18 protein-coding genes are annotated in these 21,922 nt (G+C 37.7%); 11 read left to right on the top strand and 7 right to left on the bottom strand.

All coding sequences use genetic code 11. The features are described 5' to 3' along the window. The 5 genes from IO68_RS0116835 to IO68_RS21590 all read left to right on the top strand — a co-directional run. A partial coding sequence (locus IO68_RS0116835; protein ID WP_152514793.1) for a DUF2345 domain-containing protein occupies positions 1-680 on the top strand: 680 nt, incomplete at its 5' end. After that, on the top strand, positions 680-2,260 hold the full coding sequence (locus IO68_RS21605) for a hypothetical protein (RefSeq protein ID WP_023012902.1): 1,581 nt from the start codon (positions 680-682) through the stop codon (positions 2,258-2,260). The genes IO68_RS0116835 and IO68_RS21605, both read left to right, overlap by 1 nt. Before the next feature lie 4 nt (positions 2,261-2,264). Continuing rightward, positions 2,265-3,281, top strand: a complete 1,017-nt coding sequence (locus tag IO68_RS21600) for a PoNe immunity protein domain-containing protein (RefSeq protein ID WP_023012901.1) — start codon at positions 2,265-2,267, stop codon at positions 3,279-3,281. 149 nt (positions 3,282-3,430) lie between these two features. After that, positions 3,431-4,441, top strand: coding sequence for a PoNe immunity protein domain-containing protein (locus tag IO68_RS21595; RefSeq protein WP_023012900.1), 1,011 nt, complete (start codon positions 3,431-3,433; stop codon positions 4,439-4,441). A gap of 242 nt (positions 4,442-4,683) precedes the next feature. Further along, positions 4,684-5,964, top strand: coding sequence for a type VI immunity family protein (locus IO68_RS21590; RefSeq protein ID WP_031234719.1), 1,281 nt, complete (start codon positions 4,684-4,686; stop codon positions 5,962-5,964). Positions 5,965-6,033: 69 nt separating this feature from the next. Here the strand turns inward: IO68_RS21590 and IO68_RS21585 are convergent, their stop codons facing one another. Then, a complete protein-coding gene (locus tag IO68_RS21585) occupies positions 6,034-7,032 on the bottom strand; it encodes a glycosyl transferase family protein (protein ID WP_023012898.1) in 999 nt (332 codons plus the stop codon). Between the two features lie 247 nt (positions 7,033-7,279). Between IO68_RS21585 and IO68_RS21580 the strand changes: the two genes are divergently transcribed. After that, positions 7,280-8,425, top strand: a complete 1,146-nt coding sequence (locus IO68_RS21580; protein ID WP_023012897.1) for an acyl-CoA dehydrogenase family protein — start codon at positions 7,280-7,282, stop codon at positions 8,423-8,425. A gap of 42 nt (positions 8,426-8,467) precedes the next feature. Here IO68_RS21580 and IO68_RS21575 read toward each other — a convergent pair whose 3' ends face one another. Both IO68_RS21575 and IO68_RS21570 read right to left on the bottom strand, forming a co-directional pair. Next, positions 8,468-9,091 carry a hypothetical protein gene (locus IO68_RS21575; protein ID WP_031234717.1) on the bottom strand — a complete coding sequence of 208 codons (624 nt, stop codon included), beginning with the start codon at positions 9,089-9,091 and terminating at the stop codon, positions 8,468-8,470. Between the two features lie 265 nt (positions 9,092-9,356). Then, positions 9,357-10,304, bottom strand: a complete 948-nt coding sequence (locus IO68_RS21570) for an alpha/beta hydrolase (RefSeq protein WP_023012895.1) — start codon at positions 10,302-10,304, stop codon at positions 9,357-9,359. A 194-nt stretch (positions 10,305-10,498) separates the two neighbouring features. Here IO68_RS21570 and pheA point away from each other — a divergent pair, with 194 nt between their 5' ends. The 5 genes from pheA to IO68_RS21545 all read left to right on the top strand — a co-directional run bounded on the left by pheA (position 10,499) and on the right by IO68_RS21545 (position 17,888). Continuing rightward, complete coding sequence (gene pheA / locus IO68_RS21565; protein ID WP_007481976.1) at positions 10,499-11,608, top strand: prephenate dehydratase; 1,110 nt, start codon at positions 10,499-10,501, stop codon at positions 11,606-11,608. Between the two features lie 75 nt (positions 11,609-11,683). Continuing rightward, on the top strand, positions 11,684-13,933 hold the full coding sequence (locus IO68_RS21560; protein WP_023012894.1) for a bifunctional prephenate dehydrogenase/3-phosphoshikimate 1-carboxyvinyltransferase: 2,250 nt from the start codon (positions 11,684-11,686) through the stop codon (positions 13,931-13,933). A 278-nt stretch (positions 13,934-14,211) separates the two neighbouring features. Then, on the top strand, positions 14,212-14,595 hold the full coding sequence (locus IO68_RS21555) for a hypothetical protein (protein WP_004879966.1): 384 nt from the start codon (positions 14,212-14,214) through the stop codon (positions 14,593-14,595). Between the two features lie 237 nt (positions 14,596-14,832). Then, positions 14,833-16,263, top strand: a complete 1,431-nt coding sequence (locus IO68_RS21550) for a formylglycine-generating enzyme family protein (RefSeq protein WP_023012893.1) — start codon at positions 14,833-14,835, stop codon at positions 16,261-16,263. A gap of 164 nt (positions 16,264-16,427) precedes the next feature. After that, positions 16,428-17,888 carry an aminoacyl-histidine dipeptidase gene (locus tag IO68_RS21545; RefSeq protein ID WP_031234716.1) on the top strand — a complete coding sequence of 487 codons (1,461 nt, stop codon included), beginning with the start codon at positions 16,428-16,430 and terminating at the stop codon, positions 17,886-17,888. An 18-nt stretch (positions 17,889-17,906) separates the two neighbouring features. On the opposite strand, the gene rtcA is transcribed toward IO68_RS21545, so the two are convergent. From rtcA to IO68_RS21525, 4 genes are all read right to left on the bottom strand, one after another. After that, on the bottom strand, positions 17,907-18,968 hold the full coding sequence (gene rtcA / locus IO68_RS21540) for an RNA 3'-terminal phosphate cyclase (protein WP_023012891.1): 1,062 nt from the start codon (positions 18,966-18,968) through the stop codon (positions 17,907-17,909). A gap of 258 nt (positions 18,969-19,226) precedes the next feature. Continuing rightward, positions 19,227-19,685, bottom strand: a complete 459-nt coding sequence (locus tag IO68_RS21535) for a DIP1984 family protein (protein WP_004806564.1) — start codon at positions 19,683-19,685, stop codon at positions 19,227-19,229. Positions 19,686-19,712: 27 nt separating this feature from the next. Beyond that, positions 19,713-20,543 (bottom strand): abortive infection family protein, encoded by an 831-nt coding sequence (locus tag IO68_RS21530; protein ID WP_023012890.1) that lies wholly within the window; start codon positions 20,541-20,543, stop codon positions 19,713-19,715. A 26-nt stretch (positions 20,544-20,569) separates the two neighbouring features. Continuing rightward, the gene (locus IO68_RS21525; protein ID WP_023012889.1) at positions 20,570-21,841 is read right to left on the bottom strand and encodes an RtcB family protein; all 1,272 of its coding nucleotides are present in this window, start codon (positions 21,839-21,841) and stop codon (positions 20,570-20,572) included. Between the last annotated feature and the right edge of the window lie 81 nt (positions 21,842-21,922).

Here is a 21,922-nt window from a genome sequence, read left to right as displayed (position 1 = left end):
GAATTGAGATTACTAGTCCGAAAGAGATTGTGATTACTGCTGGAGGTTCTCAGATCAAGCTGGATGGTTCGGGTATTTTCTCAACCACAGGTGGTAAATTTGAAGTGAAGGCAGGGCAGCATTTGTTTATGGGTGGGGCGAAAGTTTCTGCTGAATTACCTTCTTTGCCTGTCCATGGCGAGAGTGCAGGTTTTATAGAGTTAAATTATGTTTATGAGGATTTGTCGCCTGTTCAGCAAGCGACTTATGAACTGCTATTCGAGGATGGTGCAAGTAAGAAGGGTCAGTTAGATGTAAATGGCTATGCAAAAATAGAGGGTATTGAGCTAGGGAAAAAAGCAAAAGTCTTGTATGGAGAGGATATAAGAACGGAGCCAGAGCATTTTATCAAACCATTAGAAAACCCAATTTTAAGTCAAAAAATCAGATCAGACGAAGAGGCAGCAGCAGCTAGAACTTCTTTCATAGAGTCATATCAATCATATTTAACAGATAACTTTTTTGATGATGAAATTGAAGAAATACAAAATGGTGGAGAGGTTGTCCATGACTATTATGATGACTACAGATTAGACAATGAAATTAATCCCGAGACAAAATCATATACAGATACTCATTCAAAAGATTTAACTGACGATGAAGTAGCAACAGCACGTACTTTTCAAGAAGGTGATATTTAATGGCTAATTTACCTTCTGTTCCTTCAAATGCAATTAAACCAGTTAATCCAAATGTCTCACCACAACAACTAAAAAAAGCGGATGATGATGTTGGTAAATGGTTTATGGGGTTACTTGATGGTAGTGGAACTGGCCCTAGCCAGATTGTTGTTACTGCTGTATTAGGTTGTGTCCCTGTCGTAGGACAATTATTTGATTTAAGAGATCTCATTAAAGGGATTATTTTAGTTTCAGCAACACCTGCAAATGTAATGGGGTGGGTAGATTTAGTTATTACACTGATTGGGTGTATTCCTGGTTTTGGTGATGCGTTTAAAGCTGGGTTTAAGTTGGCTAAAAATGGGGAAAATGCAGAACGTGTTTTTGATGTAATGCGTAAATATGCCAAGATTGATCCGAAAAAAGCGCTTAAAGAAATGGATTGGAATAAGTTAAAGAATCAATGTATTTCTTTACTTAATAAAATGATTGATGAAATTGTTGATGTACTTGACTCTTGGCTTGCTAAACAAGTGATAGGTCGACCAAAAGTAAATGAAGTAATCAGAATGTTTACTCAGGTAAAAAAAGATGCGCCTAAGTATATGAACGCTGCATTTGCTGAAATTCAAAAAACGGTCAATCAAATGTTAAATATGCACCCACCATTACCATCAACGGCTATTGGTAAATCAAGCCATCAAGTGCCTGCTAGACCAGTAGTGCCAATTGGTAGTGGAAAGGGGGCAACGCCTCCACCAGCTCAACGTCCATCAAATCCTCAACGAGGTGGAGCACAACAACAAGTTAAAAATAATGCGCCTACAACTCAAAGCTCAACAGTATCAAAAGCGAAAAAGAGCCATGAAATACGACAAGCCAAGAAAAAACGCTGGTCTACAGGAGTGCCAGCGGAACATATTGTTGATTATTACTCTAAAGAAAAGCGTAAGTCATTACGCAAAATCAATGATCATGGGCGCTTGATTGAGGAGTATGAACGTTTAAAGCGTAATGCAGCTGGTGATCGTATACGTAAGCAAGATATTAACCAAACTGGTATTGATCATTTGTGGTTTGGTAATCATAAAGGACGTAAATATTTAGTTGGTGAAACTAAGGGAAGTATTTTTGGTCACTTTTCTTTTTTGGCTGGTATGGCACAATCCGATGCTAAGGCGATAGAAGGAAATCGTTCTGAAATTGGGAAAATTTTTGATGAAAAAACTGAATATAATGAGCAGTCAGGTCTAGGTAAAAGATCAACTAGTGCAGAAACTTCGATCCGAAATGAAAGTGCATTGGAAGGGAGTAAAGGTAAAGCGGGTTTAGGTGGAACTAAAGCTAAAGGTCGTCAAATGAGTCATAAGTGGATCGGGGCTTCAATAAGTACAGATAACAGTATTTCACCAACACACAAATCAAATTTTATTATTGCATACAGAAGTTATATCCGAACTGGTAAAGATATAACACTTTATAATCGTGAAATATATATGGTTACTGGAAAGCAATATGAACAACACGATCGTTCAAAAGGAAAAGTCCATAATATTCAAATGCCGTTAATTTCTATTCCAGACAATACTTTAGTAGAGTGAAATAATGATGTTGAAACTAATCTCAAAAGAAGCATGGGCATTTCAAAAAAGAGAGTCTTATCAAAAGTATAAAGATTATGAAATGGTGGCAACTTCGGCAATAGAAGGGATTCCTATAACTTTAGAAACAATCAACAATTCTAAACAACTACCTTTGGAGTCTGTTTATACTAAGCTAATGATGGCATCTAATTTACTTGGAAAAGAAGGATTGGAACTTATCATTTACAGCTATTCAGCAGGATTACCTGCAAAAGAGTTAGCAGAATATTTCCCCAGTGTTATTGAGTATTGGCAGTTATATGCAAAGCACCATATCAATTTTCATAAAAGTAGTGAATGTGATGGTCATTTAGTACCGCATTTAGAGTTAATTACAGACGGATATTGGGAAGCACTACAATTAGTTTGCTTTTCGATACTATTTGGTCAACCAGAGCATTTGCCTACAATTATGGATATTTTGGCTTATGAAAATGATGAACAAGATGCATTGTTAGATAAGTTAGCTTCTCCTTGGCTACCAGATCGAGATATTTCGAATATTTATTTAAGGCAGTTGCCTTATCGCAAACTAGATAAAATATTTGCAGCCAAAGAAGAAGACCGACCTAAGTTGATGTCACAGTATTTGGATGAATGGTATGGTGCTAGCAAACGCGAGCCGTATCATGACCGACATAAGAGTAGTTTTTTCCCAGGCTATTGGTCACTTGAAGCTGCGGCAGTTACAGTAATATTAAGAATAGATGACAGTAGCTATCGAGATAAATCCTATTATCCAAAAGATTTGGTTGATTTTGCTCGGAGTCAATATACACCTCTAGATCAGCACGGAAATACTGAGAGTGATGACACTCGATTGCGCTGTGTAGCTGGTGAGATTTGTCCGCAATCAGGTGAATGGTATAGCCCAGCCAACAACATGGAAAAACGTCATTTTGATCAAGGCGAAACAATGCCTGAAATACCAAATAACTCGTGGGGCGAAACCATTTGGTATTTGGATTTAAGTCATTGATATGAATTAAAAGGAACTGATAAGGTTCCTTTTTTATAACAAATATTTTCTGGTAGTTGATAAATAAGCTGATCGAGTCTAGATATAAATCATTTAGTTTAGAACAACTAATTATCTTAGGCTGGATACGTATTGATGGAATAACTTTGATGATTACATTACTCAATGAAAGTGATTGGAAAATACAAAAAAGAGAGCCATATCAAAAATATAAAGATTATGGAAATGTTATAACTCAAGCTTTAGAGTCAGTCCAAATAATTGGTGAAAAAATAAACAATAAGGAGTTTTTAAAAGATAAACCTAAAGGTGCAATTTACTTATCATCTAATCATTTCTTGAAAGCTTCTTTAGAACTTATTATTTATAGCTATTCTGCAGGAGTTAATGTTGCTGAGCTTGCAAAATATTTTCCAAAAGTAGTTGAATCCCTTCAAATTTTAGCGAAGCACCATATCAATTTTCATAAAAGTAGTGAATGTGATGGTCATTTAGTACCTCATTTAGAGTTAATTACAGATGAATATTGGGAAGCACTACAATTAGTTTGTTTTTCGATACTATTTGGTCAACCTGAGCATTTATCAACAATCATGGATATTTTGGCTTATGAAAATGATGAACAAGATGCATTGTTAGATAAATTAGTTTCTCCTTGGTTACCAGATCGAGATATTTCGAATATTTATTTAAGACAGTTGCCTTATCGCAAACTGGATAAAATATTTGCAGCCAAAGAAGAAGACCGACCTAAGTTGATGTCACAGTATTTGGATGAATGGTATGGTGCTAGCAAACGTGAGCCGTATCATGACCGACATAAGAGTAGTCAATTTCCTGGCTATTGGTCGCTTGAAGCAGCAGCAGTTACAGTTATATTAAGAATAGATGACAGTAGCTATCGAGATAAATCTTATTATCCAAAAGATCTAGTTGATTATGCTCAGAGTCAATATACACCTTTGGATCAGCAAGGAAATACTGTGAGTGATGACACTCGATTGCGCTGTGTAGCTTGTGAGATTTGTCCGCAATCAGGTGAATGGTATAGCCCAGCCAACAACATGGAAAAACGTCATTTCGATCAAGGTGAAACAATGCCTGAAATTCCAAATAACCCGTGGGGTGAAACTATTTGGTATTTGGATTTAAGTCATTGATATGAATTAAAAGGAACTGATAAGGTTCCTTTTTTATAAAAAAATTCTGACGTTTAGAGTAATAAGATTGATTTGAAAGAAAGTTTTAATTATTCAATCAAAATTTTTTGAGTAGGTTTATGGATATTTTAAAATTAGATGATTGGAATAATTTTCATAGAGAAAATTATCAAAGTTATAAAGATTATAATTCACGAATAGATGCTATAGCTAAAGAAGTCAAAAGGAAAGGGCAAAATATAATGAATGACGAAGAGTTATTTTTAAGCCAAGAAGAAGTCACTGATTATATAGCCGAATTTAAGAAGGATAGTGACCATATCTATGGGTATGAACAAGAAGAGTTCGGTATTTGCCCATACATCACATTTTATATTTATCATCAAGATTATGAAGTGGAAGAGGCTGCTAATAGAATCATTGATATTTATGAGGAGTTTGAAAGTAAAATAATTGATAAGCTTTTTAAACTCAAGTACAGGCATAAAACAAGTACGTGGAAAAAGGCTGAAAAATGGCAAACAACTCGTCAGGAGTTATTGGATGAAATGCATGAAGGCTATAAAAAAAATTCTGTATATTTTATAGCAGCGACCACTGGAGATTCAGACAACCAAAGTGCGCAGTGGGCTTTTCAAAGTAATATTAGAGACAACGGATTAAGATATTCTAGTCTAAAATTATCATTTGGCGAAAAATGGTATAAAGAGCATAAAAAGCAATGGTATCAGTTTGTACAGCATTGTTTAATTAAACTCAATCCAATACAAGCTTATAGTGGTTATGAAGTTGGGAGTGCAGCACAATTTCCTATGGTTTCTCCAGAATTTGAAATTGTAGAACGCATTTTTAGTGACTATTTTTACGGACTAGATATCGATCATCCGAGTAACATGAGTCATTCTCATGATGATATAGATGGTTTTATCTACACACCATCATTAGCAGCAGGAATACGTACTCCAACATGGTGTTTTTTATTATCACCATATTGGTTAGATAAATTGGGATTAAGTGAGGAGCAAATCCGTTTAAAACTAGATGATCCACGAATCGAGATTACCAAACTGCTAGATCCAACAGATCCTGAAAAATTCAGTCTTTGGATTCAGCTGGGAGAGTTATCACTTTATCCAGTTGAAGAAGGTATTCCAGATTTATTGGTAAAGGCAAACGAGTTGATTAAACCAATACGATGTAATGATCTGAAGCTAACAACACTTGATGCATGGGATGATGACTCTAATCCAAGATTCGACGTTGAAAATTCTCCACAATGGATTGCTCGTTTTGATGAAGACAGCGGTTGGCCTGAAGGGAAACGAGTCAATAAGGTTAGTAACTTATCATTGGAAGAAGAAAAATTTAAAGTGAAAGGTGGAGAGTTATGCCCACAAACTGGCTATTGGCAAACACCAGCACAACCTGATTCACGACAGTATTTTAAACAAGGTGAAATTATCCCAGTACTTACTGAGTTAGATTGGGGTGATGTGTATTGGTATTGGGATGGTGAGAAATAATTTAAATAGTTGGAAAACCATTCTAGATAGGATGGTTTTCCAACTTGTGTTAGGAATTATCTTTTTCAATCAGTTCAAGCGTGTGTACCACAGCTCTTTTGCTTTAACCATCGCTTCATCATAACTATTTACAGCACCCATGGTATACAACGCGATTCCCATGGTTTCGATGACTGCCAATTCGCCATATTCATGAGACTGTTTGCCAATCCAAACTGCTTTAAATACAGCAAGGTCTAGTTCTTCTTCAATAGGGCTGCGGTCTGGTGTTAATTTTGGCAATTCGTGCTCATATAATTCGCCGCTTTTAATTCCACAAATTAACGTTTTGGCATCAGGATTACGTTCAAACTCACCACCTTCACCTTTAATGACAGCACTGTTTTGATAACCTAAACGGAAAGCCGTTTGTTGATGTGAAGTACGATAAGCAGGGTGGAAAATTGCTTGTAAGGTCGCTTTAGCATCAAAAGGATTAATCAATCGAGTAAGCGTATGAATTGGAGAACGAAGCCCCATCACATTACGTAGTGAAATCAATTCACTGAGAATTGGTGAAATGACTTCAAGTGGTAAAAATGCAAAATTGTGTTGAGCAAGCTGATTTTGTACATCATGTTCACTTTGACAAATCGTATAGCCCAAGTACTCTAAAACTTGTTCAGTATAAACGCGGTTGATAGTGTGACCTGATGCACCATGCATCACAATTTTGTAACCATGATGAGAGAGAGTAAGTGCGGCTAATAAGAACCACGGATAATGTTTGCGTTTACCAGCGTACGAAGACCAATCTAGATCAACTTCGAGTGGTTTAAATGAGAGTTGATCACGAGTCGCTTGAACAAAACCAGCAAGTTCATCTACAGATTCTTCTTTTACGCGAAGTAACATGAGAAAAGCGCCGAGTTGAACATCAAGTACTTCATTTTTAAGGATCATACTAAAAGCTTGATAAGCTTCTTCGTAGCTAAGTGAACGAGAGCCAGTTTTACCTTTACCTAAAATACGAACATATTGTGCAAAAGGATGTTCTTCGGTTTTATAAATATTTCGTTTCGTGTTCATGATCGTATTTAAAGCGATGGCTAAGAATTAAAACCAATATGACATAAAAGTGACGTATTTAGCGTAAAAAATGAAAGAAGCTGTTTAATCAGTAAACAATTGTCGTTATGAAAAGCGTATTGCAAACAAAATTATTGACCGAATGAGTCTAGTGATTTGATGCAAACGGGACATGACATCTCGAAAAAAAGTTATTAGCATGACGGCGAACTTATTTTTAAAACAAAGAAAGCGAAAGGAAATAATGATGTTAGCTTACGATGCAGATTTGGAACTCTTCCGTGATAATTTTAAACGCTTTATGAGCGAAAATATTGCTCCTCATTATGAGCAGTGGGAACGCGAGGGCATTATGCCGCGTTCAGTTTGGACATTGTTAGGTGAAAATGGATTTCTGTGTGTAGATGTACCAGAAGAATACGGTGGCTATGGTGTACCTACCCATTATTCATTAATGTTAGTTGAAGAGTCTGCACGTGCAGGCTACTGCGCGTTATCAACTGCAATTTCATGTCATTCTGAAATTGCTGCACCATATATTCAACACATTGCCACAGAAGAACAGAAAAAGCATTGGTTGCCAAAAATGGTTTCAGGTGAAGTCGTTGGTGCGATTGGGATGACGGAACCAGGTGCTGGGTCTGACTTACAAGCAATGCGTACTAGTGCAATTTTGCAAGATGATCATTATATTCTTAATGGTTCAAAAACTTTTATTTCAAATGGTCAACATGCTGATTTAGTTGTTCTTGCAGTGAAAACAGACCCGCAAGCGCGTGCTAAAGGTGTGTCTTTGATGCTCGTAGACACACATCTTGAAGGCTTTAAAAAGGGAACGAACTTAGACAAGATCGGTTTGCATTCACAAGATACATCTGAATTATTCTTTGATAACGTCAAAGTACCCAAAGATCAATTGCTTGGGAATGCTGGATCTGGTTTTGCTTATTTAATGCAAGAATTACCGCGTGAGCGTACTGCAATTGCTTCTACAGCACTTGGTGCAATTCGTGGTGCAATTGATTTAGCGACGGCTTATGTCAAAGAACGCCAAGCGTTTGGTCAAGCAATTGCGCAATTCCAAAATACGCGGTTTGTTTTAGCTCAAGCAAAAATTGATGAATTGGCAACTGCTGCATTTTATAACCAAAATGTAGAACTCTACATGGAAGGTAAATTAGATGTGGAAACAGCCGCTGCATTAAAGAGCTTTAGTACTGATATGCAAATGAAAGTAGCAGATAATTTACTACAGTTATTTGGTGGTTATGGTTATATGACCGAATATCCAATTTCACGTTTCTTCATTGATGCGCGTATCCAACGTATTTACGGTGGAACAAATGAAATCATGAAAGAGATCGTAGCTCGTGGATTGATTGGTAAAGCCTAGTTAACTTAGATCAGCCTGTTCAAAAGAGCAGGCTGGTTTTGATTATTTTGATGAAAGAATAACGATAGGATAATTCTGCTGCTTAGTTTGTTTTTGCAGTGCTTGATTTATTTTAATTAGAAAAGCATCAGCCTTATCTTGATTTGGCCAATGATCATTGTATTGACTTCTCTTTTGAATATTTACACCACAACCCGTGATTTCCATGTTCTTGGGATTAAAAGACCAATCGTTTGGATCTTTTAAAAGAACATCTAAGCGATCATCGCAACTTTTCCATAACTGAGCAAATTCATTGTTTATCGCTGGGGCAGCGTCTACGACACGGTAAGCAGTAAAGCCTTTAAACTCGGAATTGAAGAACTGTAAAAAAGTTGTGACTGACATTCCTCCCCAGATCATTGCTGTATTTGGTGCAAGTTCTATTTCAGTCAAATTTCTCTCATCTAATGCTTTGTATTGTTGATCTATTTGTTTTGAATCCATCAGTTTATAGGTGAGTTTACTTTGTGAGGGAACGATTAAATGTCGAACGTGGGTTGTTGTGGTTGTATAAAAATAAGGGGAAGCATCGCGGCCACAGCCGTTTGGGTTATAGCAGCCAATACAGCCTGTTAAACCTAAACTACTTAGTACAATCATTGGAAATGAGATTATTATTTTCATTTTTACTATTTGGTCTTTTAAAATTTGATTATAACCAATTCAGCAAGAATGGAAATTTGGATTTAAATGTTTTGTTAAAAGCATTTAAACACTCAATGTTTTTATCATTTTTAGTGTGTAATTGGTCGTTGGATCAATTGGTCATTCTGTTGCATAGGTAATGAAGTAAGTTGAGTTATCGCTACAATTACAACCCGCATTAGGCAACCACTACACGCAGTTAAATCGATATTCACTAAACTTAGTCAACTAAAGCCGAAAAATTTTACTCATTGTTTTCTTGTACCGGTTCATCAAACAAATTCGTACAACTTTCTGGCTGACAACCAGCAAGCATGATTGCTTTTGGTAAGCTTGCATACATGTTTGTTAAATGTTGTTCAGCAGGGTGTCGGAAGTCCCAGTATAAAAACTGTTGTGTTTGTTGTTTTTTGAAGTTTTGATAAAAGTGACTCTGCTTTTGCTGTGCTTGAAGATCAGGAGTTGCATTTTTGCGGTGTTCATGTGTTCCAACAGTAGTCATTAACATCATTGGTTTAGTTTTATCTCTTTTATTCAACCAATCATTTTGCTTTTCTAAAAGCATATAGTCATCAAACCATAGCGAAGGGCTTGCAGCGATGTATCGTTGAAAGCTTTGTGGCTGAGTAAATATCGCATGAAGTACAAATAACCCACCAAATGAGTGTCCAAATAGGCTTTGTTGTTTTGTATTTACGTTGATTCGTGACTCGATTTCAGGTTTGAGCTCTTTTTCAATAAATTGAAAAAATTGATCTGCTCCTCCGTATTTGTATTTGGCTTCAGATTGAAATTTTGCAGAAGCTTTCGGGGTATAGTCTAAAGCACGTTTTTGAACATCAAATGTACTTTGATTAGGATAACCAATCGCGATTACAGCTACAGGACTTAAACCTAATTTATTAGCACCAGCACCAACGGATTTTGTTATGTTAGTGGCACTATCAAATGCAGCATTTCCGTCCAGTAGATAGAGTACTGGAAAGCCATCTTTTGGCGTGTCCGTTGTAGGAACAGCAACTTGGATTAAATATTCATGTGAAGTGTATTTAGACTTCAATACAAAGCTTTGTTTATTTTCAGTCTTTGTGAATGAATCATTTATTTTTTCATTCACGGAAGTTGCTTCGACAGATGCCGAATGAATGCTTGTAATGATAGCGAAAGACAAAATACTAAAAAGTTTGAACATGACTAAGTTCACAACAATAAAATTTAAAAGAATTTAATATATAATGAAAATCATTATCAATAAAGAATCTTTATAAAAAGAGTTAAAACTCATCGTGTTTAATGCGTGAAAGTATTGCTATACTAAGCCGAATAAACAATTCAACGATGAATTGTAATCCATTCTTATAGATGATTTTGCTGAGGCTGCATTCAATGGTAAACGATGGACAAAACACATCGACTTCACTTAATTTAGAACAAATTCGCGACGATATTGATAGTGTTGATCAACAAATCCAAGAATTACTTAACCGTCGTGCTTCTTTAGCTGAAGCTGTAGCGAAGGCAAAGTTTGCAGCTGAAGATAATCCGTTGTTTTATCGTCCTGAACGTGAGGCACAAGTCCTTCGTAAAGTGATGGAGCGCAATCAGGGTCCACTTTCTGATGCGACAATGGCTCGCTTATTCCGTGAGATTATGTCTGCTTGTTTAGCACTAGAAGCACCGCAAAGTATTGCTTTCTTAGGGCCTGAAGGGACTTATACACATTCAGCTGTATTAAAACATTTCGGTAAAGATGCGGTCGTTCGTCCATTGCCAACGATTGATGAAGTATTCCGTGAAGTTGAAGCAGGTGGAGCACATTATGGTGTTGTACCTGTAGAGAATTCTTCAGAAGGAATCGTAAATCATACCCTTGATTGTTTTAAAGCATCAACTTTAAATGTCATTGGTGAAGTGGAATTACGAATTCATCATCAGTTTTTAATTTCTGAAAATACACGAAAAGATAGTATTAAGCAGATATATGCGCATCAACAAACATTAGCGCAGTGTCGCAAATGGTTAGATGCGAATTATCCGGGCGTAGAGCGTGTGGCTTTAAACTCAAATGCGGAAGCTGCGCGTCGTATTCGTAATGAATGGCATTCAGCTGCAATTGCATCTGATATTGCAGCAAGTATGTATAATCTTGAGATTTTGCATAGCAATATTGAAGATAATCCCGAAAATACCACACGTTTCCTTGTGATTGGTCGTGAGAAGATTCCACAAAGCGGTAATGATAAAACGTCATTACTCATTTCTGCACATGATCGTGCAGGCGCTTTATTAGAAATTCTTGCTCCATTTGCGAAACATCAGATTAGCTTGACTAGTATTGAAACACGTCCTGCTTTACCTGAAAAATGGGCATATGTGTTCTTTATTGATCTTGAAGGTCATATTGATCAAGCAAATGTTGCTGCAGCATTAGATGAAATTCGTCCAATGGTGAAAGAACTTCGTGTACTCGGTTCTTATCCAATCGCAGTTTTGTAATCAATTTTTATCACATAGCTAGATGAGCTATTCATCTAGCTATCACAAAGTCGTCTTATTGGGCAAATCTCTTTTATGTCTGAACCATTGTTTAAAAAAGTTGCATTTATTGGGCTTGGGCTGATTGGTTCTAGTCTCGCTCGTGTGATCGTGGCAGAAAAATTAGCATCTGAAATTGTTGCTTCAACACGTTCAAAAAAAACCTTAGAAGATGCCAAAGCATTAGGTCTCATTCAAAATGGTTACGCAACACCTGAAGAAGCAGTCCAAGGCGCAGATTTAGTTGTTTTAGCATTACCAGTTCGTGCAACACAGAAAGTGCTTGAACAGATCAAGCCTTATTTAGTTGACCATGCAATTATTACTGATGTGGGTAGTACTAAAGGTAATGTCGTAGATGCTGCAAAAGCAGTATTTGGTGAAGATTTACCCGTTGGATTCGTTCCAGGTCATCCAATTGCTGGTGCTGAGCATACTGGTGTTCATGCGGGTAAAGTTGATTTATTTGCCAATCATAAGGTGATTTTGACACCGTTGCCGACCAGTGCGGGTTGGGCAGTTGAGAAGTTGATTCAACTTTGGTCTGCGGCAAAAGCAGAAGTCATTTGTATGGATGTGAAAAAGCATGATGAAGTGCTTGCTCATACGAGCCACTTACCACATCTCATGGCATTTAATCTTGTTGAGCAGCTTGCAAATCGTGAAGATAATTTAGATATTTTCCGTTATGCTGCTGGAGGTTTTAGAGACTTCTCCCGTATTGCAGCAAGCGATCCGCAGATGTGGCACGATATTTTCTTTGCCAATAAAACTGCAATTCTAGAAGCCGTAAATGGTTTTGAACAACAGTTGCTTGTTTTAAAGAAACTGATCGAACAAGAAGATTCTCATGCATTGATGGGCTTGTTGGGCCATGCTCAAGCAGCTCGTCAGCATTTTAACCATATGTTAGCCAAAAAACCTTTGATGGAGAAAAACAAGGTGACACAGCAATTTACCATTTTGCCAGGAAAGAAAACATTTACAGGTAAATTCACCGTGCCAGGTGACAAATCAGTGTCACATCGCTCGATCATGTTTGGTGCGATTGCTGAAGGTACAACACACGTTACTGGTTTCTTAGAAGGTGAAGATGCACTCGCTACACTTCAAGCTTTCCGTGACATGGGGGTAAGCATTGAAGGACCTAAAAATGGTGAAGTCACGATTCATGGTGTGGGGATGCAAGGCTTAAAAGCACCTGCAAGTGCCTTGTATATGGGCAACTCAGGTACGAGTATGCGTTTGCTCTCGGGGATGTTGTCAGCGCAAAAGTTTGATTCTGTGATGACTGGTGATGCATCATTGTCTAAACGTCCTATGGAGCGTATTGCTAAGCCTTTACGTGAAATGGGTGCACAAATTCAAACAACTGGTGAGAAAGGTACACCACCAGTCAGTATCACGGGAAGCCAAGCATTAAAAGGTATTCAGTACGATTTACCTATGGCTTCGGCTCAAGTGAAATCGGGTATTTTATTGGCAGGTTTATGGGCTGAGGGTGAAACTTCAGTTACAGAACCAGAACCAACGCGTGATCACACTGAACGCATGTTACGTGCATTTGGTTATGATGTGAAAACCGAAGGTAATAAAATCTCACTTGTTGGGGGTGGTAAGTTAGCTGGTACAAATATCCAAGTGCCTTCTGATATTTCATCAGCAGCATTCTTTATGGTTGGTGCTGCAATCACTGAAGGTGCCGATGTGGTGCTGGAAGCTGTTGGAATTAACCCAACGCGTACAGGTGTCATTGAAATTCTAAAACAAATGGGTGCTGACCTAACTGTTGAAAATGAACGTATTGCAGGCGGTGAACCGATTGCAGATATTCATATTAAAGGTTCAAGAACATTGAAAGGCATTCATATGCCGGAAGATCAAGTACCATTAGCAATTGATGAATTTCCAGCATTGTTTATCGCAGCAGCTTGTGCTGAAGGTCGGACTGTTTTAACAGGGGCTGCTGAACTTCGAGTTAAAGAGTCAGATCGTATTCAAGTGATGGCAGATGGCCTGAAAATCATGGGTATAGACTGCACACCAACTGAAGATGGAATCATTATCGAAGGTAAAGGTAAATCTGGTGATTGGTCTGCAATTTTCGCGGGTGGCGAGATTGAATCGCATCATGATCATCGTATTGCAATGAGTTTTAGTATTGCTGGCTTACGTACTTCGGGTGAAATTATCATTCAAGGAACTGAAACGGTCGCAACAAGTTTCCCTACATTTACTGAGTTAGCAAACACTGCTGGTTTGGATTTACAGGTAGTGGATCAATAATCTAATTTTGTAAAGCTAAAGGCAGCAATTCATGTATTGAGTTGCTGCCTTTTTTATTTATGGATTATAAAACTAGATGTTTAATTGATCATTAAAGCTCAAAATCACTCGTTTTTAGATGTACATATCTAATTGGGTCGAAATTTGTCAATTTAGTAAAAGAAGTTAGACAATCAGCTAATCAATTAAAGACAATTGTATATATAATAATTCTTACCGTACGAGTCGGTTTTACTCTGTGATCCAGAGCTAAAAACATAAAAATTAGAGGGAATACCATGAAAACGTTGCAATTCATAGCAGATTGCCCAAAACATGGGGTGGTTGATCATCCACCAAATGAATGCTATATCACTCAAGAATATGTTGCTGCGCTATTGTATAAACAATTAGAACAATATGGCTTTGATGCACATCATATTCGTCATGAACATGAAAAAATTGAAGTTCGTATTGATAATCATCAATTACCTCTTTCTATCCTTTGTTCTGAACAGGATGCCGAAGGGCATATTTTATGCGAGATTACTGCAAATCCTCAGCGTGAACTGGCTTGGTTTGAAAAAATTGAAACACAGAGTATTATTCGCCAGTTAGCACAAGCTGTTGAAAATAGTTTAAAAGCTGAGCATAGTTTTTCTGATTTTGTATGGAAATCATAAATACACATACCTAATTTTTTATATCAAAGTGGAGAACAAATTTGTTGATCCGCTTTTTTATTAAATATTAATAAGAAATATTTATTTTTGTAGTGACATTATTTAATAAAAGTTAACAATTAAAATAATAATAATGTTTGAATTTTGATCTATTTTTCTATTAATTTAAAAATGCTTTTTAACAAAGAATTACTCAATCTTCTCCTTTTATTCATAATACTTTTTAAGAGAATTCATATGACCTTTATACGCACGAATTATCTAAAAGGCTTTAGTGTATTATTCATTTCCTTACTTGCGGCATGTAATAGCGATGATAAAAATACGATAAGCAACTCTTCTAACCAAAAGCTAATAGATGAAACAATTTTATCCCTACAGAATTTAAGTCAAAATTTAGTATGGCAAGAAAATCAATGTGATAGTGTTTATTCTAAAGTGATAAATGATGCGAACATTGCTGAAAAATCGGCTTTGGAGTTAAGAGCAAAGCTTAATGATACAAATAATTTAAGTATGTTCTTGGATCAGCAGATTATTCCAAAATTGACTCAACTCACTGATGAGTCAACTACATTAAGAGTTAGATGTAATGCCCCAGATTATGACGGAACAGGGGTGAGTATTGAAAGGCCTGCGATGTTAAGAGAAATGTTAAGTGAATGGCAAGGGACTATAAATTTATTGATTCATCAAATAAATAACCCGCCAAATATGAATCCTGAAATTAAATTAGCATCTTTAACAAATACAAACATCACTGAAGCAACTTCAGCAAAATCCAAATTTAAAGATTGCTCAGATAGTTTTTGTCCAGAAATGACAGTTATTCCTTCTGGGAGTTTCTTGATGGGGGGAAATATAGAAGAACAAGAACAACAAAATGTGCCTGCCCAATCGCGACCGTATGAATTACCTCAGCATGCAGTGATAGTCGAGAAGCCATTTGCTATGTCTACATACGAAACTACTATTGCCGAGTTTCAGGCTTTTCAAAAAGAAACAGGATGGGAGGTACAAGGTTGTCGCAATTGGGAGTCACGTGATGGTGTTTTTAATATGTGGTATCGAGATGATTTGAATCCGACTAACGCAGGTATGAACCAAACACCACAAGATCCAGTCGTGTGTGTACGTCGTGAAGATGGGAGAGCATTTGCCGAATGGTTATCTAAAAAAACAGGACAAACCTACCGCTTACCAACAGAGGTTGAATGGGAGTATGCAGCTCGTGCAGGAACTTCGACTGCCTTTTATTGGGGTGATGATTTGAATCTAGACCAAGCTTGCAAATATGCGAATGTGCTAGATCCAACTACAGTGTCCGCATTGCCACAAACAAGCTCTTGGAACTTATTCAATTGCACCGATGGTTATGCATTTACTTCACCTGTTGGAAAGTTTCTACCAAATAACTTTGGTTTATACGATATGACAGCAAATGCACGTGAATGGGTAGATGATTGCTGGCATTCAAATTATGAAAATGCACCTGTAAATAACCGTATTTGGGGTGAAGAAAATAACGGACAGTGTAATTTCCCTGTATTGCGTGGAGGTGCATGGATATACAACACCTATAATGCTCGAACCGCTTATCGAAATGCTTATGTAACATCACAAGCGCGTTCGATCATGTGGGGATTTCGTTTAGTTCGTGAAATTTAGTTTAGCGTCTTTAATTCTATAGGAATTACTGATCCTTTATTAATAAAAATCAGCGTAAGTTTTCACCTGAAATTTGAATAAACTTACGTTGATGGAATATTTATTTTTAAATGATCTAAGTATACTCAAATGTATTGTATGAATTAGTTCGAGAGTATAACTGTATGATGCAGTTTGATTTTTCTAAATTATCTCCCCAAGTGGTTTGGCAGCATTTTGAAACACTATGCACGATTCCTCGACCATCAAAGCATGAACAACAATTAAGACAGTATCTAAAAGCTTGGGCGGAACAGCGCAATTTGGAAACTTATGTCGATGACATTGGTAATTTGATTATTCGGAAAGCTGCCACAGCAGGTAAAGAACAAGTTGCAGGTGTGGTTTTGCAAGGGCACTTAGATATGGTGACTCAGGCAAATCGCGGTACGCAACATGATTTTTTTAAAGACCCTATTCAACCTGTCTTAAAAGATGGCTGGCTAATTGCTGAAAATACCACTTTGGGTGCAGATAATGGCGTTGGTGTCGCATTGGCGCTAGCGGTATTAGAATCAAATGATATTGCACATGGTCCAATTGAAGTATTGCTTACCATTGATGAAGAAGCAGGAATGAGCGGCGCTCGTTTGCTTGAGTCGGGTGTTTTAACAGGGCAATGGCTTTTCAATATTGATACCGAAGAATGGGGCGAACTATATCTTGGTTGCGCAGGAAGTATTGACCTTGAAGTGGGACAGCCACTCGAATATGAAATAGCACCTGAAAATTTGATTTATGTTGATTTGTTGGTATCTGGATTAAAAGGTGGTCATTCTGGGGTTGATATTCATTTAGGTCGTGGTAATGCCAATGTGATTTTAGCCAATTTCCTGAATGATTATTTGGCGCTTTCAAATGGTAGACTGGTTGAATTTATCGGTGGCACAGCAAGAAATGCTATTCCACGTGAAGCTTTGGCAACTATTGCAATTAAAGCAGAGCAATTACCAGAGCTAGAAAATGCCGTTGCTGTGATACAAGCTGAATGGCAACAAAAATTAAATGGGGTTGATGAGCAGTTACAAATCACCGCACAGCAAAATACCAATCAGATAAATGAAGTGGTCACCTTGCATCAGCAACAAGCTTGGTTAAAAGCATTGACAACTTGTCCATATGGCATTGCTGAATGGAGTAGCACTTTACCCAATGTGGTTGAGACTTCGAATAATATTGGTGTGGTCAAACTGACTAAAGATGAAGCGAAAACTTTAATTATGGTTCGTTCGATGGTGAATCAAGAAGCTGTGACATATGCACAAAGCATTCAACAGCACTTTGCTAATTTCCAGATTCAATCTAAATTAACGCCGTTGGTATCAGGTTGGACACCAAATCCAGATTCGGCTGCATTGAAATGTTTGCAGCAAGCTTATCAATCTGCATTTAAGATCGAGCCAAACTTGAAAGTGATTCATGCTGGTTTGGAGTGTGGCATTATCGCTGAACATTATCCGAATTTACAGATGGTGTCGTTTGGCCCTGATATTCAAGGGGCGCATGCGCCGGGTGAGCGGGTTAAAGTGGATACCGTAGAGAAATGCTGGGCGTTGTTGGTGACAGCTTTGGAATCGATTAAATAAGCTCTCAATAAAAGAAGCTCATGAATGAGCTTCTTTTACTTTAACAGTGACCTGAAACAGGTTTTTGTTTAGTTCGATAAACTCAATTTCACAATCAACAAATTTTTCAATCATAGAGGCCTGAGTACGGGTGTGTTCACTAATACATTGTGCGGTAAATTCACCGCCTTGTCCCAATGCTAAAGGCAGTAACAACTGATCGGCTAAATATTCATCGACTGCAGCATTAGATTCTATATATTGCTTCACCTGTTCAGCCAAATGATTGGCAATTTGTTCTGCACTTTTACGCATTTCACCTAAAGCAGTAAATAGCTGAGTGTGGTGTTGATGCTCAACTTTGACATACGCCGTATTGCCTTGGCTAATGCCATTCAAGTGAAATAGCTGTTGTGTATCTAGTTTAAGTCTTTTGTTTAAAGTCGCTAATTCCCGTTGTGCAATTTGTGCTTCTTCTGAAAGATTCAAGACGGCTGCAAAAGCCTCCGTGCTTTGTAAAGCGCCACGATCTAATAAATTTAGCTTGTTTCGATGTTGCCAAGGCTGAATCTTGATTTGAATTTCACCAGCACCAATCGGAAAGAAGCCTGCTTTATTTAACTTAAATTCGGTTTCTATTCCGATCTTTATGAGCGTAGGCAAAAAGCAATGCTCGATAAAATCAGCTGTCGGTGCAAGCGGATTATGAGTACCGCCTGTGATTGTGAGTTCACTGGCTCCATCTTGTAATAATAAAGCTGGTAAGAGGGTTTGCAAAACCAGTGTTGTGCTTCCTGCCGAACCAATCTGGAATTGGTATTTTCCACTTTGTACATGCTGTGGTGCAAAGTATAAACGCTGGCTATGTAGTTCAGCACCTTCTACATAAGCTTGGCTGATGTGTTGAGATGCCTGTACACAGACTAAATGCTGACGCATTAAACCTGATTTTTTACGCCCAGCACGAATATTGATTAATTCAAATGCCTGACCCGTAATCATCGAAAGGGCAAGGGCAGTTCTTAAAATTTGTCCACCACCTTCACCATGTGAACCATCAATCTGGATGGTCGCTGGCATATTTGCCAAAGCTTTATTCAAGTCTATTTTCCTTATTTTCTAATTTAATGAACATACTGTCAGTACATGGTAATGCGAAGTAACGCGTGACTTTCCTTTTGGCAAAGGTTTACTAGGTACATAGTGCTGAGCCTAATCAGTGAATATCGATGCACGGCTCACATGCTGCCATAGCCGCCTGAATTATTTTCAATCCCTCAGATCGGAGTAACGCAGGATCTTGTACTCGCCCAGTATGCCCAAACTGTGATTGTGAACTAAATTCACAAAATCTGTTGTTTATTCGACTAAATCAATTTGCCAATTGGCAGCCTGAATTTTGATGTTTAAATCGCGTAGTTTCGCGCTGATATCATCGGCTTGTTTTTGCAAGCTAGAAACAGGGATAACCTTCTTCCATTTGATCTCACGTGAGCTGTAACGATCAGGTTCACGATGGGTATTGGCAATCGCATCAACCAGAATCTTATGCTGTTCAGCATAACTATCACGTAAGCTTAATAGCGACAGCAATATTTTGCCATCCTCCAGCTTTGCTTGCGCATTGGTCAAATGAATACGACAAATCAATTGATTGCTTTCTTGGGTTAAAGCAAACACCTGTTTGATCAGTTCATTTGGATCTTCACTTGGTTCATCGCCATCTTGTACCAATACATTGGCGTTGATCCGTTGTTTTAATGAAGCGAGCTTTTTTTGTTGATCGCTTCGCAGTAAAAGTGCTTCTGCGAGTTTCATTTTTTATTTTCCTGATTTTTAAAACTATTAATTAAATTTAGTTTTAAAAATAATTTCCATAATAAAGATAACTAAAGTGTGCGCAGCGTTAACAGCTAATCGTGCTTCTGCTATAACAATATTCGGGGGATTTGAACCACGTCCGTGGGCTGAACCTATATGAGATCTAAAAGAGCCAACTCCATCAATTATGGAGGAAATGCCTTGCAAGATTTTTTGCTGATCTGAAGCTAATATATCATCCCTATTTAATTCTAAATTAGGTTTAACAACATCCCATAAAGGCTTAACGCTGAGCTTATTCGGCATGGGTAAAGAAAAATTTTCTATATAGTTTTTAAACGTAGCTTCAATTATTGAGCACGCTGCTGTTATAGCAGCGTGCGGGTCTGTTTGAATATTTTCCAAAGCTCTTTCAAACTCTTTTTCTATAGAAGAAAAGTCACCAGATTTTAGATAATCTTCTAATGTTCTTGTAATAGGAGTTGAGCCAGCTTGAACAATATAGCCGTTCATGTTGTAGGTTAACTGATTTCTTGATAAAGCATCAGAGATTCTCTTTCTACCATCAATAATTTTTTGGGAAAGTGGTTCTGTTCCCCAAATAGAAGTGGTTTCTTCTTTATCCATGAAATCTTGAATCACTTTTCCAAGTACGTCTAAAGCATTGGTGTTCGGATCTTCGTTACAGCGTTTAAGCCAGTTACTACATTTTTGTTCACAGTTTCCTAATGGAGTCTCACCAGGGGCACCACTTTCCATAAAAAGAGAATCTAATTTTGAATGACTGTAATAGTAATTGGAAATTACAGAGGCAACGGCTCCAATTACTGAGTTAGGTATTTGAATATTATTCATTGGTGAGCTCCTATAAAACTACTAAATTACCCTTTAACACAGACAACTTGTCTTAAGGTATAAACCACTTCAACCAAGTCTTTTTGTGCATTCATTACATCTTCAATCGGTTTATAAGCTGATGGAATTTCATCAATCACAGCAACATCTTTACGGCATTCCACACCTTCAGTCTGCGCAATCTGATCTTCTACGGTAAAGCGTCGTTTTGCTTCAGCACGGCTCATTACACGACCTGCACCATGTGAACATGAACAGAACGATTCCTGATTTCCAAGCCCACGAACAATAAATGACTTAGCACCCATTGAACCAGGAATAATTCCATATTGTCCAAGTTTGGCACTCACAGCACCTTTACGAGTAACCATAACTTCTTCGCCGTAATGTTCTTCCTTTTCCACATAATTATGGTGGCAATTCACTGCTTCAAGCTTGGCATTAAATGGTTTTGGAATAATGGTTGCTAAAGCTTTAATTGCAGACTGCATCATGATTTCACGGTTTTTCATGGCAAAGCGTTGTGCCCAGCCTACAGCAAACCAGTAATCATCAAAATGTTCTGTTTCTTCAACTAAATATGCTAAATCTTTATTGGGTAAGTTAATAAAGTGTTTCTGCATATCTTTACGTGCTAGCTCAATAAAATGATTACCGATGGCATTACCCACACCACGTGAACCTGAGTGCAACATAATCCAAACATGATCATGTTCATCCAAACAGATTTCCACAAAGTGGTTACCTGTTCCTAACGTTCCCAATTGTTTACGGTTATTGGTGTTTTTGAGGCGAGGGTGCTTGGCACAAATCAATTCAAAATCTGAGACTAAATTAGCCCAAGCTTGATCTACCATTTTAGGTGGATTTTCCCAAGAACCTCGATCTCGTCCACGTCCTTTGGTCATTCCGTGTGGAATCAAACGTTCAAGCTCGGTACGCAAAGCATGTAAATTATCAGGTAAATCTGATGCAGTTAAGCTAGTACGTGTGGCCATCATTCCACATCCGATATCGACACCGACCGCAGCAGGGATAATTGCACCTTTAGTTGGAATCACACTTCCGATCGTCGCACCTAAACCAAAGTGAACATCTGGCATCACAGCCATCCATTTATAAATAAAAGGCATTTGCGCGGTTTGTAGCAATTGTTGTTTTGAGTTGTCATCAACAAGTACTCCGTTGGTCCACATTTTGATCGGCATACTTTTTTCATTTTGAAGAAGCTGATAAGCACGTTGTTGCTGTTCTTGTTCAAATTGAGCTTGTTGGTTGATTTGTTCAACGACAGACATTTTCATTTTCCTTTCAAAGCCTGCCTGCCAAGCGTTTGCAGGCAGGTGATATTCACAAGATCCCAATGATATTGTGTGCTT

It is taken from the genome of Acinetobacter sp. COS3 (assembly GCF_000475335.1).
Taxonomy (GTDB): Bacteria; Pseudomonadota; Gammaproteobacteria; order Pseudomonadales; family Moraxellaceae; genus Acinetobacter; species Acinetobacter venetianus.
Note: the sequence above shows the minus strand (reverse complement) of the source record. Positions and strands in the feature narration are given on the sequence as shown.